Origin of the sequence: Neobacillus piezotolerans, assembly GCF_003362805.1 — a bacterium.
Classification (GTDB): Bacteria; Bacillota; Bacilli; order Bacillales; family Cytobacillaceae; genus Bacillus_D; species Bacillus_D piezotolerans.
The window spans coordinates 66,397-82,324 of sequence record NZ_QNQT01000012.1; the positions used below are offsets into that span (position 1 = coordinate 66,397).

Annotated in this window: 14 protein-coding genes and 1 tRNA gene; 4 read left to right on the top strand and 11 right to left on the bottom strand. The window is 45.3% G+C overall.

Translation table 11 applies throughout. The annotated features are described in order from the left end of the window. Window positions 1-103 precede the first annotated feature (103 nt). Window positions 104-670, top strand: a complete 567-nt coding sequence (locus tag DRW41_RS19330; RefSeq protein ID WP_115453669.1) for a DUF2238 domain-containing protein — start codon at window positions 104-106, stop codon at window positions 668-670. A gap of 13 nt (window positions 671-683) precedes the next feature. After that, window positions 684-1,253 (top strand): DUF2238 domain-containing protein, encoded by a 570-nt coding sequence (locus DRW41_RS19335; RefSeq protein ID WP_115453670.1) that lies wholly within the window; start codon window positions 684-686, stop codon window positions 1,251-1,253. A 109-nt stretch (window positions 1,254-1,362) separates the two neighbouring features. Here the strand turns inward: DRW41_RS19335 and yhbH are convergent, their stop codons facing one another. The 7 genes from yhbH to queG form a co-directional block, all read right to left on the bottom strand. Next, window positions 1,363-2,532 carry a sporulation protein YhbH gene (yhbH, locus tag DRW41_RS19340; RefSeq protein WP_115453671.1) on the bottom strand — a complete coding sequence of 390 codons (1,170 nt, stop codon included), beginning with the start codon at window positions 2,530-2,532 and terminating at the stop codon, window positions 1,363-1,365. A 413-nt stretch (window positions 2,533-2,945) separates the two neighbouring features. After that, window positions 2,946-3,185: a hypothetical protein gene (locus DRW41_RS19345; RefSeq protein ID WP_245959500.1), complete on the bottom strand. Its 240-nt coding sequence runs from the start codon at window positions 3,183-3,185 to the stop codon at window positions 2,946-2,948. 47 nt (window positions 3,186-3,232) lie between these two features. After that, the gene (locus DRW41_RS19350; RefSeq protein WP_115453673.1) at window positions 3,233-5,128 is read right to left on the bottom strand and encodes a PrkA family serine protein kinase; all 1,896 of its coding nucleotides are present in this window, start codon (window positions 5,126-5,128) and stop codon (window positions 3,233-3,235) included. Window positions 5,129-5,484: 356 nt separating this feature from the next. After that, window positions 5,485-6,234: an oxygen-insensitive NADPH nitroreductase gene (nfsA, locus tag DRW41_RS19355; protein ID WP_115453674.1), complete on the bottom strand. Its 750-nt coding sequence runs from the start codon at window positions 6,232-6,234 to the stop codon at window positions 5,485-5,487. 75 nt (window positions 6,235-6,309) lie between these two features. After that, window positions 6,310-6,786, bottom strand: a complete 477-nt coding sequence (gene trmL / locus DRW41_RS19360; RefSeq protein WP_245959503.1) for a tRNA (uridine(34)/cytosine(34)/5-carboxymethylaminomethyluridine(34)-2'-O)-methyltransferase TrmL — start codon at window positions 6,784-6,786, stop codon at window positions 6,310-6,312. Window positions 6,787-6,884: 98 nt separating this feature from the next. Further along, window positions 6,885-7,772, bottom strand: a complete 888-nt coding sequence (locus DRW41_RS19365) for an amidase domain-containing protein (RefSeq protein WP_115453676.1) — start codon at window positions 7,770-7,772, stop codon at window positions 6,885-6,887. Window positions 7,773-7,882: 110 nt separating this feature from the next. Then, window positions 7,883-9,016, bottom strand: a complete 1,134-nt coding sequence (gene queG / locus DRW41_RS19370) for a tRNA epoxyqueuosine(34) reductase QueG (protein WP_115453677.1) — start codon at window positions 9,014-9,016, stop codon at window positions 7,883-7,885. A gap of 105 nt (window positions 9,017-9,121) precedes the next feature. On the opposite strand from queG, the gene DRW41_RS19375 reads away from it, so the two are divergent. After that, window positions 9,122-9,787, top strand: coding sequence for a B3/B4 domain-containing protein (locus DRW41_RS19375; protein WP_115453678.1), 666 nt, complete (start codon window positions 9,122-9,124; stop codon window positions 9,785-9,787). Window positions 9,788-10,039: 252 nt separating this feature from the next. On the opposite strand, the gene DRW41_RS19380 is transcribed toward DRW41_RS19375, so the two are convergent. The 3 genes from DRW41_RS19380 to DRW41_RS19390 all read right to left on the bottom strand — a co-directional run bounded on the left by DRW41_RS19380 (window position 10,040) and on the right by DRW41_RS19390 (window position 11,556). Beyond that, window positions 10,040-10,113: transfer RNA gene (locus DRW41_RS19380), tRNA-Gly, on the bottom strand. A 304-nt stretch (window positions 10,114-10,417) separates the two neighbouring features. Further along, a complete protein-coding gene (locus tag DRW41_RS19385) occupies window positions 10,418-10,759 on the bottom strand; it encodes a hypothetical protein (RefSeq protein ID WP_115453679.1) in 342 nt (113 codons plus the stop codon). Between the two features lie 146 nt (window positions 10,760-10,905). Continuing rightward, window positions 10,906-11,556: a YdeI/OmpD-associated family protein gene (locus tag DRW41_RS19390; protein ID WP_115453680.1), complete on the bottom strand. Its 651-nt coding sequence runs from the start codon at window positions 11,554-11,556 to the stop codon at window positions 10,906-10,908. A 303-nt stretch (window positions 11,557-11,859) separates the two neighbouring features. Here DRW41_RS19390 and DRW41_RS19395 point away from each other — a divergent pair, with 303 nt between their 5' ends. Then, window positions 11,860-12,258: a nuclear transport factor 2 family protein gene (locus DRW41_RS19395; protein ID WP_115453681.1), complete on the top strand. Its 399-nt coding sequence runs from the start codon at window positions 11,860-11,862 to the stop codon at window positions 12,256-12,258. Between the two features lie 84 nt (window positions 12,259-12,342). On the opposite strand, the gene DRW41_RS19400 is transcribed toward DRW41_RS19395, so the two are convergent. Continuing rightward, window positions 12,343-15,483, bottom strand: coding sequence for a S8 family serine peptidase (locus tag DRW41_RS19400; RefSeq protein ID WP_245959501.1), 3,141 nt, complete (start codon window positions 15,481-15,483; stop codon window positions 12,343-12,345). Window positions 15,484-15,928 lie beyond the last annotated feature (445 nt).

Genomic DNA, 15,928 nt, shown 5'->3' on the forward strand with positions numbered 1-15,928 from the left:
AATTCCTTACCCCAATAGTATCCCATTTTGGTAAGGAATGTATCATGTTTTTACTCGAGCCCGGCAATACTAAAGGATATTGACCTGTATGAGGTGAAAACGGATGAAACGAAAATGGATTATCGGGCTAAGCACTCTTTTTGTCATCTTCATGGCTATCCTGTTTCTTTATTATTTTAAAAAAGGGGACAACTCCAGATGGCAAGTCGCCTTAGGAGGGATAGGCGTAAGCGCATTGCCGCTGCTCCTCCTTTTCGCCAAAAGGAATCCATTCAATCTTCCGCTTATATTCGGCTATTATGTCGCCATTCTCTGCACAATCTATCTTGGTTCGATTGCGTCCTTCTACTTAAAGCATAAATGGTGGGATTCAACCATTCATTTCTATAAAGGAATCCTTGTCGGTTTAATTGGTATTGCCCTTTATAAGCTTTGGATCCCCGGCAGTGCCAGGAAAGCCGTATCACGGCCAATCCTCTTCTTATTTATCTTTTCGCTCGCGGTTTCGTCGAGTGTACTTTGGGAAATATATGAATTTACAGGGGACCAGATTTTCACCCATACAATGCAGCGCGGCGGCAACAAGGACACGATGTTCGACCTGCTCGCCGGGACGGGCGGCGGCCTTCTTGCCGGGATTTATGCCGCCGCTAGAAAGGCACAATTGTAGAGGAGGCGGTTAAATGGGCCGCAAGCTTGTTATTATTTTTAGTTTGATTTATGTGGTGTTCATGGCCTGGCTCGCTTTCCGTTTCCATGCCGAAAACGATTCATTCCGGTTTTCCGTGGCCGCAGCCGGAATTGGCTGCGGAGCGGTTCCGCTTATCCTTGGCTTTTTTTTCAAATGGAAATTCAATCTCCCTCTTGTCCTATCCTATCTTATTTTCCTTTTTGGTTCGCAATACCTAGGATCCATAAGGGGATGGTATGGCCTTGGCTGGTGGGATACTTTCCTACACGCGATAAGCGGAGCGATTCTCGCGTTTGCCGGGGTCGCATTGTATGAAAGGATGATTCACAGGGACGCGGGAAGCCTGATTTCACCTTGGTTCGTCTTCCTGTTCGTCTTCACCTTTGCCGTATTTGGAGGCGTCGTGTGGGAAATCTATGAATTCAGCTCAGACCAGTTTTTTGGAATGGACCTGCAAGGAGGCGGCAACAAGGATACGATGACAGACTTGATCGCCGATACCCTTGGCGGCCTCGCTGTCGGCATATGGTCCGGAATCAGGACCAAAATCAGGAAAAGCTAATGCCGTATGATAGAATTGAAAAAGCCAGCGTTTGCTGGCTTTTGAAAGTATATGAATGTATAAAATGTTTCTAGCTACAGCGCTAAACGGACGCTTCCGCTTTTTTTAATCACGCGTATTTCTTTCCTTCCTCATTGGAGAAGAAGCTTCTCATCGCGTTAAAGACATCCGATTTTTGTTTAAGGATATAATGCCTGAACTTCTCATTTTTAATATTTTTGTAGGCGGTCATTAATGTGGAATGACGGTTATACTGATTGACCTCGCCATAGCCGAACATATTCGAAACCTTCATCAATTCTTCGACAAGCTTGACACATCTGGCATTGTCGGATGTCAGGTTATCCCCATCCGAGAAATGGAATGGATAGATGTTGAACTTTACAGGGTCATATTTATTCTGGATCAGTTCAAGCGCCTTCCGGTAGGCGGAAGAGCAGATTGTCCCTCCGCTTTCACCTTTTGAAAAGAAATCTTCCTCTGTTACAACCTTTGCCTCTGTATGATGGGCAATGAATTCAATTTCGACCGTTTCGTATTTGGTCCTTAGGAAACGGGTCATCCAGAAAAAGAAGCTCCTCGCCATATACTTTTCCCACAGGCCCATCGAGCCGCTCGTATCCATCATCGCAAGGACAACGGCTTTGGAATCCGGTTTGATGATTTCATTCCAAGTCTTGAATTTCAGGTCTTCATTGTAAATTGGATGGAACGCCGGCTTGCCATGCATCGCATTTCGCTTGAATGCAGACATCATTGTCCTTTTTTTATCGATATTCCCCATCAAGCCTGTTTTTCTAATATCATTGAACTCAATATGTTCAACAACATGCTCTTCCTGCTCCTTCCTTTTCAGGTTCGGCAGTTCAAGCTGCTTGAACAGGGCTTCCTCGAGCTCCATCATCGACACTTCCGCCTCAAAATAGTCTTCACCCGCCTGGTCGCCTGCACCTTGGCCTTTTCCGGGCCCTTTCTTGTCGCCCGAACTGTCACGGGCAACGACATCGCCTACCTTGGACTTGCCATTTCCCTGGCCGACATGCTTGTTTTTATCATAGTTATAACGAATTTTGTATTCATCTAATGAACGAATTGGTATTTTAACAACATCGCGGCCATTTGACATAATAATACTTTCCTCGGTAATCAAGTCTGGAAGATTGTTGCGGATCGCCTCCTGGACTTTTTCCTGATGCCGTTGCTGGTCATCTTGGCCTTTTCGGTGGAGGGACCAATCTTCCTTTGAGATCACAAAATGGTGATTGTTCTCATCGATCATTCCAAACCCCTCCCTTATTCAATTTCTTGCGTAACCCTTGGCCTTTCGTCTTTGGCTCCATAACACTTCAGTTATATTGATTACTCTATCCTATGCCATACCTGTGGATAATTTACAAATTATTTCGAAAATTGTCCCCGGAAGATTTTAGGGAAAAGGATTGACAGTTTGGTTAGAATCCTTTTTTTAGCATGGAGGTCTATTATCCTTGATTGTTGATTTCCACTCCGGGGACATGCTTTCCGCGGGGCGGACCGTGGAGCCTCCTCGGCGTCCTAGACGCCTGTGGGGTCTCCACGTGCCGCTGCATCCCGCCGGAGTCAGTCCCCTCCGTTTCAATCAACTTCGTTAAAAATCAACACTCACCTTTAACTGAGCCTTTAGCTAAAGAAAAATAAAAATCCTCCGCCATTTTAGCGGAGGAAGTCATCCTTTTTTTCATGCTGAATTGGATCCGGCTTTTTCCCGTACTCTTCTTTCAGTTCCTTACCAGTCCTACGGTTCTCCATTTGTTTGCCAAGATTTTTTATATCGTCCATATCGGGCGCCATTGACCCATTTTCCGGCTGATAGTCTTTATCCAGCCCCACGTTTTTTTCCTTTTTATCCATCGGTTTCACCTCTACCGTCCTTTTTCCCCGAAATGATTTCATATAAACTAAGAGCCGGAAAAAGTATCCGGCTCTTTCATATAGAGAATTTAACGGTTCAAGAGGCTTCCGACATATCTGAGCAATTCGTTCGCTGAGGTGGAATTGTAGCCGTGCTCATCAATGAGGCGGGCCACAACATCGTTGATTTTCTTCAACTGCTGCTCATCCGGCGTCTTGGAGGAGGTGGTGATTTTAACGACATCTTTCAAATCGGCAAACAGCTTTTTCTGGATGGCTTCCCGAAGGCGATCGTGCGAATTGTAATCAAACCGTTTCCCTTTCCTTGCATATGCCGAAATTCGGATCAAGACTTCTTCGCGGAACGCCTTTTTAGCATTTTCCGAAATGCCGATCTGTTCTTCTATCGACCTCATCAGCTTTTCATCAGGCGATATTTCTTCGCCTGTCAGCGGATCGCGGAGCTTCGCCTTATTGCAGTATGCCTCGACATTATCAAGGTAATTGTCCATCAGTGTTTTTGCCGACTCTTCATACGAATAAACGAACGCTTTCTGGACTTCCTTTTTCGCGATCGTGTCATACTCTTTCCGGGCAAGTGAAATGTAATTCATATACTTTTCACGGAGTTCGGCCGTAATCGATGGGTGCTGATCCAATCCATCCTTCAAGGAACGGAGCACATCGAGCGCGTTGATCGACGCCACTTCTTTGCGGATAATTGTCGACGAGATGCGGTTAATGACATAGCGCGGATCGATACCGCTCATCCCTTCATCCTGGTATTCCTTTTTCAGTTCATCGACATCCGCCTTGTTGTAGCCTTCAACGTTTTCCCCGTCATATAGCCTCATTTTTTTCACCAGGTCAATATCACCCTTTTTCGGTTCCTTAAGCCTGGTAAGGATCGTGAACATCGCGGCTACCTTCAATGTGTGCGGCGCGATATGCACATCGGCGACATCGCTTTCCCTGATCATTTTTTCATAAATGCGCTCTTCCTGGGAAACTTTAAGGTTATAAGGAATCGGCATGACAATAATCCTTGAATGGAGCGCCTCATTTTTCTTATTTGAAATGAACGAACGGTATTCTGTTTCATTAGTGTGCGCGACAATCAGTTCATCCGCGCTGATCAGCGCGAACCTTCCCGCCTTGAAATTCCCTTCCTGTGTCAATGACAGCAGATGCCAGAGGAACTTTTCATCGCATTTCAGCATTTCCTGGAACTCCATCATTCCCCGGTTCGCCTTGTTCAGTTCGCCGTCGAACCGGTAGGCGCGCGGGTCGGATTCCGAGCCATATTCGGCGATTGTCGAGAAATCGATGCTGCCGGTCAAATCGGCAATATCCTGCGACTTCGGATCGGAAGGGCTGAATGTCCCAATCCCGATCCTCCTGTCCTCCGAAAAGAAAATCCGCTCTACTTGGACGTCCTCAATCCTGCCTCCATATTCCTGTTCAAGCCGCATCATGTTAAGCGGGGATAGATTCCCTTCAATCCGGATTCCATATTCCTCATAAAAATCCTTCCGCAAATAATGCGGGATGAGATGAAGCGGGTCCTCGTGCATCGGGCAGCCCTTTATCGCGAAAACGGCGCCATGGTCAGTGTGGGAATAGGCTTCCAGCCCCCTCTTCAACATTGTAACAAGCGTCGATTTTCCGCCGCTTACCGGACCCATCAACAACAAAATCCGTTTGCGGACATCGAGCCGTTTTGCGGCGGGGTGGAAGTATTCCTCTACCAGCCTCTCAAGTGCCTCTTCAAGGCCAAAAAGCTGCTGATTGAAAAATTCATATGTCTTTTTGCCTTTTTCCTTCGCAATCCCGGCATCTTTGATCATATTATAAACCCGGGAATGGGCGGATTGGGCAACCCATGGCTTTTCTTTTAAAAGCTGCAAATACTCGCCAAAGGTGCCTTCCCAGCGCAGTTTTTCTTCCTCTTCTCTGTACATCTCGATTTTCCTTAAAATATCCATATAATAATGTCCTCCCCTGGTCGCTAAAAATCAGAGACGATTACTATACTCTATGCGGGCATCGATTTGAACATGCAAAAGGGCGTGGAGGAAAAATCTGGCCGGTTTCTGCGAGAAAAAATCTGGTATATTCATTTTCAGAACGGTTCAGTTAGGCTATAATGGATTTGTATGTCAAATTGATTCGATTTTCCAGGACAAAGGGGGCTTACATAACATGCGTCTGCTATTAATATTGGGTGTCACCGCTGCATTCCTCGCAGCCATCTTCACGTCCGGATACAATGATAAGCCGGGTTCGAACAGCAAATAAAAGGGAAACAAAAAGCTGCCTTCACACCGGCAGCTTTTTTACGTTATTTTAAATCGATCTTATTTTTGGTGACGAATTCCTTCATATACAGTCTGCTTTTCTTCTCAAGCATGCCGGCGATTTGGCTGCTCCACGTATCCCGGCGTTTCCCCGAAGTCCGTTCCTCGTAATAGGCGGAAATCTCCCTGTCGTATTCTTCAAGCCCATTCATATAAACAGTAAGATCCTGTTCATAGCCGTCTTCATGGTACACATGGCTGAATGGCAGCCGTGGCTTTTTCCCAGGATCCTGCGCTGGATAGCCGACAGCCATTCCGAATAGAGGAATGACCCGTTCAGGCGTCGATAATACTTCCTGCACCTCTTCCAAATTGTTGCGGAGGCCGCCGATATAACAAATGCCAAGGCCCATCGACTCGGCGGCAACGGCAGCGTTTTGCGCCGCAAGCGCGGCATCGATTACAGCAACCATGAATTTTTCGGTGCTTTCCAATGAATCGAGCACCTCCCTGCCTTCCTGTTCGCCGATGAGGCTATGCCTGTACAAATCCGCGCAAAACACAAAAAAATGTCCGTTGTTTTCAACATACGACTGGTTTCCAGAAATCGCGGACAGCCTGCGCTTCTTCTCCGCATCCTTTATCCCTATGATGGAATATGCCTGGATGAAGCTCGACGTTGAAGCGGATTGGGCGCACTGGACTATCGTTTTGATTTGTTCATCCGATAATGGCTTGTCTTCGAATTTCCTGATCGACCTGTGGCCAAGGATTGTAGAAATGGTTTCATTCATGGATAACGCTCCCTTGCTATGATTTAAATGGAGTTGGGATAGTTAAAAAACAAGAAAAAGGCCTGTCTGGCAGGCCTACATCAATCCGGGATAGTTTTGCTGCCTCAATGCTTCATAAACCAGGATTGCCGCTGTATTTGACAGATTCAATGAACGGATATGCCCGTTCATCGGGATGCGCAGGCATCTTTCCCTATTCGCTTCGATTACTTCTTTTGGAAGGCCTGTCGTTTCCTTGCCAAAAATAAAATAATAGTCCTTCTCCGGATGGCTGAAATCAAAGGAAGAAAACGACTTCTCGCCAAACTTTGTTATATAGAAAAATTCCCCTCCGGCGGCTGAGCGGAAAAAATCATCAAGCGAGTCGTGATAGACAAGCTTTACATGCTCCCAGTAGTCGAGCCCCGCCCGTTTAAGCTGCTTATCATCCGTCGAAAAGCCAAGCGGCCGGATTAAATGAAGCCAGGCGCCAGTACCGGCACAAGTCCTTGAAATATTCCCGGTATTCGCCGGGATAAGCGGCTCGTATAATACAACATGCACTGCCAAGATGTTTCACCCCATACTTTACTTAACCGGAGCCTGTTTGCGGGCTCCGCGGTTCTTTGCTGATATATTCCACTCCGTTATTATACCACTCAGCCTTTTGCTTACAACCATTCGCGATTGTCATCGACAATCGAATAAAATTTATACTTGATTTTCGGGGTATAGGCCGAGGAATCCGTGTATTCCCAATACCGCATCCGGCTGTTGTACGTATGGGCGTTCACAAGCGGCATTCCGTAGCCGTCTTTGGCGACAACAATCGTATTATGGTCGAAACGGCCATCGCCCTGGAAATCATAACAAATGACATCACCTGGTATCAGTTCATCGGGACTTCCCACTTCCCTCGCTTTAAGGCCTGCCTTCGAACCAGCCAAATACCACCGTAATGAATTTGCCACCGCCCAGCTATAACTATAGTTCTGGCCCCGCATCCACCACCCCTGCCCTCGGTTCGGATAGCCCCGCATCGGCGCTCCGCCAGCGTAAAGGCATTGCGAAATATAATTCGTGCAATCGACATCGAATTTCCTAAAAGCGGGGTTGTGTGAATTCCACCAGCGTTCGGCGTATTGGACGGCCTTCCTACGATCATAAACGTAGGAGGAACGTACTCCGCCATCAAGCTCCAGAACGGATAAATCACCGGAAAAAGCCGCTTCCAACAAATCCGGGACTACCTCCCCATCTTCTTCAAGGATCCCCCGAAGGAAGCTTGCCTCCCTTACCTCGACTTCTTCTTCGAGATAAAGATGTTCCTTTTGCTTAATCAAGTGCTGAAAATGCACTTCATATATAACGGCCTGCCTCTCCCCGTTAAACTGCTGCCTAAGTATTTTCCCACGCGCGTATGTTTTGACGATTTCCGCGTTCCGGTCGGCGCATGCCTGGATTTTCCTTTCATCCTTTTCGTCCATAAGCCGTCCGGCCTTATCCGCCACAAATTCCTTGATCCTCTTTTCAAGCAATGCCTGAAGCGCATCCCGCATAGCCTCCGCCCCCTTTCCTACCATACATATGAAGCGGGGTTGAAGTTTAGTTTTAAAACATGAGGACGCCGGTACAGAAACGAAAAAAAAGGATGGCACCTTGGCCATCCTCATTCCTCGATCATGCTGATTCCTTTCTCTATCTCCGCAAGCACATCCGCATCCTTTTCCACTGCCCTAGCTTTTTCCAAGATAAACGACGCATCCGCGCCGCCGATTTTTCCAAGCGCCCAGGCCGCCGTTCCCCGCATGACAGGCCGCGGATCCTTTTCAACAACCTCTTTCAGATCTTCAACCGCTGTTTCATCCTTGAAGTGGGCTAACGCGATGATGGCATTGCGCTGAATCGGCTTTTTGCCCCGCCAAGAACCGGCAACTTTGCCGAAACGCTCCTTAAAGTCACGGTTGCTGATTGTCAGAATTGGCTTCAATAGCGGTTTTGCGGTTTCCGGATCTGGCTCCATTTCCTGATGGAAGTGGTAGTCCCTTCCTTTGTTTTCGGGGCACGCCGTCTGGCATGAATCACAGCCATAGATCCGGTTCCCGATTTTATCCCGAAATTCCTCCGGGATAAACCCTTTCGTCTGTGTTAAAAAAGCGATGCATCGCTGTGCGTTGAGCTGGCCACCCTGGACAAGCGCGCCGGTCGGGCAGGCGTCCAGGCATTTCGTGCATGTCCCGCACTTATCCTCCATTGGCATGTCCGGCTCAAACGGAATGCTTGTAATCATTTCCCCAAGGTATACATACGAACCAAATTCAGGGGTAATAATCGAACAGTTTTTTCCGCTCCAGCCGATGCCGGCCCGTTCCGCTACGGCGCGGTCGGCGAGTTCACCCGTATCGACCATTGACTTAAGCCTCGCTCCGGGAACCCTTTCAGCCAGGAATGCCTCAAGCTTTGCGAGCTTGTCCCGGAGGATATGATGGTAGTCAAGGCCCCATGATGCACGGGCAAATATCCCTCGGCGCGCGCCTTTCTTGCTTTCAACCCTGACGGACATTTTCGAAGGATAAGCGAGGGCGATGGCAATAATCGAGCGCGGCTTTTCCAGCAATAAGGCGGGGTTGGTCCGCTTTTCGATAACCGGCTCTTCAAAGCCCGACTGGTAGCCAAGCTCCTGCTGGCGGATCAACCTATTCTTCAGCTCACCAAATGGATCGGCTGTCGTAAAACCGATTTTATCAATCCCGATTTCCTTGCTATAGGCAATAAGGTCTTCCTTTAACTGGCGGTAATCCATGTCCACTCCTCCTTCCTGTCAGGATTCTATATAAAAGGTTGGTAAATTCAATTGCTGCATCATTATATGATAAACTATTTTCAGGTAAATTTGGAGGTGTATTACTTGGAAATCAGCATTTCAAAAGAACTTTCCGAACAGATTCCTGGATTCAAACTAGGGATCATTCAATACAGGAACATCACTGTCGGCGAATCGCCGCAAATGGTAAAGGGAAGGCTGCAGCTTTTTCAGGAATCAATATACTTTGACCTCGAGGACAGGAATGTCACCGACCTGGAAGGGATAAAGGAATGGCGGGCCATTTTTAAAAAGACCGGCAAGGATCCAAACCGATACAGGCACTCCGCAGAAGCTCTCTACCGCAGGGTCCAAAGGCAAAACTATCTCTCTTCAGTGCAAAGCGCGATTGATTTAAATAATTTCTTTTCACTTCAATATCAGGTGCCAATCGGTATATACGATGCGGAGAAACTAGAAGGCCGTATTGAAATCAGGATTGGCAGGGATTGCGAAAAGTACGTCGGACTGAACGGAAGGCCGAACTCACTGGAAAACCTAATCGTTTCCGCAGACGCAAAAGGGCCGTTCGGAAGCCCGTTTGTCGATTCGGACAGGGCGCCAGTCACACCGGAAACAAGGGACGCCTTACAAATCGTTTATCACCGACCTTCCCTCTCGAGTGAAGAAGCGGGGAAACTGACCAAGTCCCTTATGGACATGTTCATCCAGGTTCATGGCGGAGACGCTTTTTATGAAATAATTGAGTAGAGAAATTGTTGATTTTGCATTTGAAGAATCAATTGAAGGATGGCGGCAGGGGTTGATTTTTGCACTTCAAAAACAAGCTCAATGTGTCATTAGTGAACACTCACATTTCCAGCTTAGGGGGGCCGGATGCTTGCAAGAAGCTAGATAGAAGCGGGAATTCCCTCTGAAAACTTGACAGGTTTCCCTTCGCTAAATTAAAAAACGCAATGCCTCGTCTTATGCGAAACACTGCGTTAGTAAACAAAGTTAGTTTGGAGCGGGTGATGGGAATCGAACCCACGACATCAGCTTGGAAGGCTGGAGTTTTACCATTAAACTACACCCGCAAAGTTGACTTTTAGCGGATTTTGTCGAAAGAACAATATTTATATTACTCTTTGTTGACAAAAGTGTCAATACTATTTCGTGAAAATTTTTTTGGTTAATATAGTGCAATTCTTTTTCAGATTAAGTTTAACAAAATACCGATAAATTGCTGAATAAGGTTCGTATCCTCCCTCTAGAGAAAAGGGGAATTCTTCCGGAAAGCTATTGTATCCAAGCAAAAATGTTCGCAAAAAACCCATCAGGCAGAGGAAAAGCCTCCTGATGGGTTTTTATCATCAAGTCATAAGTATGTTTACATTGTTATTAATCAAAAGGATATTTCTGCACTCCATTCACTGGGCTGCCCTTTACTGTGGCAGGAGAATTATGCATCGAACCTTCACCAACTACAAATGGTTCCGAAGACTTATCTCCCCCACGGATAAAAACATCTTTATACCCCTCACTAGATAAATCAAGGAAAGCTCCCGGCGCAACCAGTTTTCCATTGCCTGTAACTTTTAAATCCTCCTCAGTTACAGCTCCGGCACCGCTTGGCTTGTTTGCAACATAGCAATAATGGGCAGAAGCCACTGCAGCCGTTGAGAAAGTAAAGACAGAAGACAGGACTAGGATACGGACTAAACTTTTTCGTTTTTTAGCCATAAAAAAAATCCCTCACATTCTTCTAATTTAAAGAACGATTTGTTCTTCAATAAGAATTATAAGGGTTTTCACTATGGAAAACAATTAAATGTTTTCCACCTGTAAAATATTTATTTTCCATTCCTTTAAAAAGAAGTACATTATAATTATTTCTTGCCTTGGCGGTATAAATCGAATGTCTTGTACCCTTGTGATAGAATATCCACCATTTGTTCCATGCGTTTTTCGCGAGTTTTCAGCTGCTTCGCGGAAAAAATATATCTGGCCCAATCCCTTTGATAACCAGGGGTCAAATCCTTATATATCGCAAGCTCATTAGGATGAGCAGCCAATAATAATTCGATGTCTTTTACGTTCTCCTCATAATCGCCTACAGATTGGCTCGCAGCTGTTGACTTTTGAGCTTTCTTTTTCTCACGCTTCAGTCCGACAACAGTGAACACATCATCCATACTCACCATACGCGAAAACTTCAAATCGCTGTCGCCCACATACCCATCTTCACCGACTTTCATTGCCGGAAAAATTTCATCCCGGTGCACAAAGGTTTCGAATCGTTTGTTGCCTTTTTTCGGATAGGCGAAAAACAGGTAGCCTTTTTCAAGCAATTGCTGTTCCTTAATTATGTTTTGTGTTTGGTTGACCATTTCGTCAATCGTTTCCACAAAGACGAAAATAGCATCATGGTCGCCGGTTAATTCGGTTTTGTACCCATGAAACAAATCATAGTCGGCAGGTTGATTAAGAACGGCCATATTCGTATACTTGTCCAATTTCAATTTATTGATGATAGTCATAATTGCTCCTTACTCCTTATTGGTCCGCGGGCTTGATCCGATTTATTTGTGAACCCCATTCTATTTCTACGACATTTATAAATGTCCAATTCACAGGCACCAACACAGCGTGATAACTCTTCACAATAATCCTATCATCCAGCGTTTAGCAGAATCAAGCCTGCACTCATGTTGATGTAGTGTAGTGTTTTCTTTCCTTTCAATAAAGAATACGGTTTCCCCACAATTGACTTGGTTTTGTATATCCCGTAAACTTCTATTAATTCTATTACAGAGTAATTATAGATGGAAAGGAGAATAATGATGATGAAGGAAAGAGCATCTACATCCAGCCCCTCCCCAAAGGAGATGGCTGTGTCATTTCTACAGCTAGTCGTATCAGGAAAAATCCGCGAAGCATATCAAGAATATATAGCTGACGAGTTTCGCCACCATAACCCTTACTTCCCCGGCGATGCAGATTCTCTCATGGCTGCTATGGAAGAAAATGCAGTCCAAAGCCCTCAAAAAACTCTTGAGGTAAAACTTGCAGTGCATGAAAGGGACATTGTTGTCGTTCATTCCCATATAAAGCAGAAACCAAATGATCCTGGAGCTGTTGTTGTACATATCTTCCGTTTCAAGGATGACAAGATTGTTGAATTATGGGATGTTGGCCAACCAGTACCTGAAGATTCCCCAAATGAAAACGGGATTTTCTAGACGGGATTAAAAACCCCTAATTAGAAAAAAATGAAAAGGCAAGCAGCCTGAATGGTTGCTTGCCTTCCGTTTGAAAATCAATTTTTATTTTCTCGGATTACCGTTGTTGCCATTACTGCCCACTTTAACTGTGTTAGACGCTGCGTTTCCTGCATTGTCCACGGCAATGACTTCAACAGTTTGGCCGTTTTTCACTGGCTCCTCGAGCACGAAGGAAGTTTCCCCATTTACAAATGGATTTTCCGTGGCGAGTTCTCCGTCAACTTTTACATACCAGTAGGCAACGCCGCTTGTTTTATCGGAAACATCTACCGCAACAGTTTTTCCGTCTTTCCCAAGTGTGGTCTTTAGCTTTGGCGTCGTGACGTCAAGCTTAACTGGGAAAGTTACAATTTGCGGTTTGGCGCCTTCATAATCAAGCGTAGCTTTTACTTGCAAGTAGTATTGGCCTTCTGGTGCCATCTTGCCATTATGCATTTTACCATCCCATGTCCAGTCAGAGAATAGGTAGTACATGGCTCCTCTGCCGCCGTCATAGTAATTTTTACGTACAAATTCTTCGGATGCAATTTCTTTTACTACCTTGCCATCAGCATTCAATACATTTAGCCTGAATTCTTTTGCGTTTCGGAGCAGGGAAAGAATATAAGTAGCACTATCGTTTTTCCCGTCTCCATTTGGCGAAATGGCAATCAAATTAGGGTTAAGGTCGCCAGTTGCCTGGTCAACGCCTAAATAATTGTACTTGCCGCCTCCAACATGTGTCATAACGCCTGTGTATCCGTAATAGGACATTGGATCCCAAGCTGGAGTGTCAAGGATTGGAGCCGCATTCCAGTCGCCTTTAAAGCCGACATAAGGGACAACCAAATCTGGGTTTGTATCAGTTGGGTCGGTTAGTTTAACGAATCCTTCCAGCCAGTAACCGTTTGTGAAATAGGATTTTAAAGTTGCATCCCAGCCACTGACATCAACAGAAACTTCAAACGTTGTTTTGCCTTTTGCAGCCACTTCTATAGTGCTTTCAGAAGTACCGTTTACTGTCGTGATTGCGCCTAGATTCAGTGCACCGAATTGGTTAGGGACTGATACAAATAGACCACCCCCTGCATTTACAGGAGAATCTGTTTGGGCACTCGCGCTAACTTTGTATGTTACCGCTTTGTCAGAGTAGTTTTCCGCGGTTAACGCAAACGTTGCCACATTGTTCTTTACTTCTTTCAGGGCAACCTTTGCTTCACCCGTTTTAGAGTCAGCCACGGATACAGGTGTTGATAATGCTGCATGAAGCTGCATTAGGCCAGCCCCCTGACGGCGTGGAGATACAGGTGCTTTTCCAAATACAACTGGATTGGCGGTGTTTAATAAGAATTTCTTCGCAAGCTTGGATCGATCCGCGCCTTGAAGTCCGAACTCATTATCCACTCTTTCAAGAACCAGTGCAGAACCACCAGACACGTGCGGAGCTGCCATTGATGTACCGCTCATAATCTGGTATTCGTTATGATCAGCAGTAGAGTAAATTTGTCCGCCTGGAGCAGTGATTTCCGGTTTGAAATCAAGGCTAGGCGTGATGCCCCACGATGTGAAGTCGCTCATCTTGCCTGCATTACTGTTTGGTACGGTCATCTTACCGCCGTCGAAGTTTACAGTAACAGTTTTGTCAGCTTGAAGGGCAGCCGCAAAGCGATCCCCATCCTTCTTTAACATGAACAATTGTGGAATTGTAATCGCGGCATCGGTAGCCATATTAACAGTTCCATCTGCATTGTTGTAAATGATTACTCCGGCAGCACCGGCATTTTGGGCATTAATTGCTTTTTCAGTAAACGTAATTCCCCCGCGTTGGATTAACGCAAATTTACCTTCCAAATCTTTTCCTTCAAGCTGATCAGGCTTTCCTAATCCTCCATAAACCAATTCAAAGCTGGTCCCCACTTCAGGAGCATTCTGTCCAGCAGATAGGAACATTACTTGTTCAGCATTACCTCCATCAACTGAAACGTTTGCCGCATCTACATCCATGTGTGTGTTTTCGTAGGAAGCGACAGAAATGGAATCTTTGGATACGCTCGGTGAACCAACTACCCCATAATCAGGATTTGAAGCGTATGGGTGGAAATAGCCATTTGCAAAGTAAGTTGAGTTACCTGCAGAAATGGACATCACCACTCCGTTGTCCACAGCTCGTGTTACCGCCTGCTGTTCAGGTGAGTTCGCATCTACGAACCCGGCAGTGGAACCGAGGCTCATATTCAATACATCAGCGCCAAGCTTAATTGCATCATCAATCGCTTTAATATAAATATCGCCCCAAGTAGACGGCTGCTCTTCGCCAAAAACGCGTAAAGCAAGTATTTGCGCTTCAGGAGCAACGCCTTTAATGCCGCCATTTTCTTCGTCACCGTTTGCGGCAACGGTTCCGGCTACGTGCATACCGTGCATGCCTGTCGTTGCATTGCCATCAAGAGTGTTATCGTTATTGTCCATGTAGTTCCAGCCATATGGGACCTTGTCATTAAAATACTTTCCTGGAAGGCTTGACTCGGCGATTTCATTTTCTACCGCACCTTTGGACAATTTAGCCGATGAAGAATCAGTTAAAAGGAAGTCTTTATGCGACGGGTCAACCCCGGAGTCAATGATCCCGACTACCATGCCTTCCCCTTTATAGCCGAAATCACGCCAAGCGTCCTGGGCTTCAACAAGCTCTTTACTGTACTTCATATCCGGCTTTTCAGCTGGAAGTTGGTACTCGTTTGCAAGGTATACTTGCTTTACCTCTGGCACTTCCTTGATTTTTTCAATATCACTGAATTTTACTACTGCGCTAAACCCGTTTACGATCGCATTGAATTCCTGCTCGTATTTAATGCCGAGTTTTTTACCGTTGATATTATCCTTTGCAGCCTTTTGTTTGTCTTTCGCTGCCTTTTCCAGCTGCTTACGCTCAGCTTTGGCCAGCTTATCGTACTTTACACCTTTATTTGTTGCCGTTTCAACAGGCGCGTTGCCATCTAGCTCAACAATAACGCGAACCTCTTTGTCCGGGTCAATTCCCTGGTGGTCAGTTGCTGTAAGATTTGTTTTTGAAAGCGTCGGTTTATGTAAATCCAATTGTTCCGGTGTAAAATTATCTATGGAAGCAAACCCACTGCTTCCAAAAGCTAGCAGAAAAACAAATAATATTGCAGTAATTCTTTTACTCATCATTCTTTTAGTCATGTCCTTCCCCCTAATTGTTTTTAAAAAAATAATAGAGAATATCCTCCTTCCGCATTATTCGCTGAAAACACTAAATTTTCAGTATAATCTTACTATACTAAATTCCTATTTTCGGTGGTAGCGTAAAAAGTCATAGGACTTTAGTTCGAGGGAGCTATTGGTAAGCTCGGAAATTAGAGGTAAATGCCGAAAAAGGACAAATTTAGGTGAATTCAATGGGTTTTTGGAACAATAATCGGTATTTGAAGTGCTAACTTACAAGAAAAAAGGGGAAATTATTCGAAAAATTTTTAAGAGTAGTAGTGAAAAGGATTTCGGAAATAGGTATTTTGGCATGAGGTATCTTATTAAAATTTAAATAGAAACCTCTAACTTACTATCTAGGTAGATAAAGTGGTCGTTGAGCAAGATTCACTCTTTAAAATCATAATAAATATAAAAAAAA